General features: G+C 56.9%; 1 protein-coding gene and 1 pseudogene. Both read left to right on the top strand.

Annotated elements, in window-relative coordinates; all coding sequences use genetic code 11:
- Positions 1-647: ATP-dependent endonuclease (locus ABZY20_RS37390; RefSeq protein WP_356448012.1), on the top strand; the 647-nt coding region annotated here is incomplete at its 5' end.
- A pseudogene (locus ABZY20_RS37385) lies at positions 640-1,126 on the top strand (DNA helicase II); the annotation flags it as partial. The gene ABZY20_RS37390 and the pseudogene ABZY20_RS37385, both read left to right, overlap by 8 nt.

Here is a 1,126-nt window from a genome sequence, read left to right as displayed (position 1 = left end):
AACAGGTCTTCGTCACCACGCACAGCTCATTCGTGCTGAACCGACTTGGATTAGGGGCGCTGCTTTTGGTGGGCAACGACTCTTACAGCAAGATTTCGGATCTTGATGGCGAGACGGTGAAGTATTTCCAAAAGCTGCCGGGCTACGACACGCTGCGCATGGCGCTCGCCAGCAAGATAGTGCTGGTCGAAGGGCCATCGGATGAGATTGTGTTTGAACGGTTCTTTTGCGACATGTTTGGCAAGAGGCCAATGGAGCTGGGCATAGATGTCATCAGCATGCGTGGGTTGTCCATTGCGCGGTGCTTGGAGCTGTGTGCGGCTTTGGGGAAGCAGGTGGCGGTGCTGCGCGACAACGATGGCCATGCCCAAGAAGACCTGCGCGCTCCGGTGGCGCAATGGCTGGCGGATGGGCGTCGCGAGCTATTCATCGGTGGGCTTGAGGAGGGGGCGACTTTGGAGCCTCAGCTCATCGCGCACAATGGTGAAGTGGTTTTGCGCAAGGTCTTAGGCATCACGCCAGCAGCCGATCTCAGCACATGGATGACAAGGGAGAAGACCGAGGGCGCGCTGCGGATCGCAAGCTCAAAAACCAAGCTCATTGCACCTGCCTACATGAGCGCTGCAGCCACGTTCATCCATGGCTAAACACCTGACACTCGCTGTTGCCGGCTCGCGGAAAACGCAAGGGTTGGTCGAGCACTGTGCGGCGTTGCCGAAAGAGCGCAGGGTGTTGGTGTTGACCTACACGGGACTTAATCAGCACGAGCTTCGCCAGCGCCTATCCAACTATGCCGGTGGGCATCTCAACATTGAAGTGCTTGGCTGGTTTTCGTTTTTGCTGCGCGACTTCGCACGTCCATTTCTCCGCTACAAGTTCGTCGACAAGCGGGTGAATGGCTTCATCTTTGAAGGCGGACCGAATCGGATGGCAGTTGGCGCTGCCCGTTTCTTAAGCAAAAGCGATGCTGTCTACCGCGCAGAGTTGGGGCGGCTGGCATTTGAGCTGATTGGCGAGACAGGCGGGGCTTTGATCCGGCGGCTTGAGGGTGTTTACGACGAAATCTTGATTGATGAGGTGCAGGATCTCTGTGGATACGACTGGGAGATCCTAGATGCACTGCTTG

Source organism: Streptomyces sp. NPDC006624, from assembly GCF_040611555.1.
Taxonomy (GTDB): domain Bacteria; phylum Actinomycetota; class Actinomycetes; order Streptomycetales; family Streptomycetaceae; genus Streptomyces.
The sequence above is the reverse complement of the archived record's forward strand: the minus strand, read 5'-3'. Positions and strand labels throughout refer to the sequence as shown.